Genomic DNA, 512 nt, shown 5'->3' with positions numbered 1-512 from the left:
CTCACCCTGGCCCTCTCCCACGGGGAGAGGGAACAAACACTAAAAACGGCAACCGGGTTGCCGTTTTGCTTTTACCTGTCCCAATAAGCCTCTTCGAGGCTGTCTTCCCGTTCCGGCAGGCCACGCGTTAAGCGCGGTGAATGCTGGTTCAGCACCTGATAGCTCACGCGGTTCGCGTACTTACACACCTGCGCCAGCGACGAATAGGTCAGCCAGTTGAACTTGTGTTTGCTGGAGTTGGGTACGTTGGTTTTGTGGTAGGCATTGGCGGTAATGTCGTGCAGCAGTGCTGCCAGCGCGCCGTCACCCGCCCCGTTGGTGTTCATGATCTTCTCCGGTCCGCCCATATAAGGCGCAATGTGGGAGTAGATACGCAGCGGGTTGAGGCAATCTTTATGGCGCATGCCGCGGCTAAACTCGTACTGGTTGAACTCGGCAATCGCGCCAGGGAGCAACGGATGCTGGGTTTTGCGTTTGCTCTCTTCTTCCGTAAAGCCCGCCATATAATGTTC

1 pseudogene is annotated in these 512 nt (G+C 56.4%); it reads right to left on the bottom strand.

From position 1 onward, the window contains the following. Nucleotides 1–71: 71 nt before the first annotated feature. Nucleotides 72–512 (bottom strand): annotated as a pseudogene (locus tag L977_RS13510) (inosine/guanosine kinase); the annotation flags it as partial.

This window comes from Enterobacter sp. ZOR0014 (genome assembly GCF_000798855.1).
GTDB classification, from domain to species: domain Bacteria; phylum Pseudomonadota; class Gammaproteobacteria; order Enterobacterales; family Enterobacteriaceae; genus Enterobacter; species Enterobacter kobei.
This window is presented reverse-complemented; position numbering and strand designations above follow the sequence as displayed.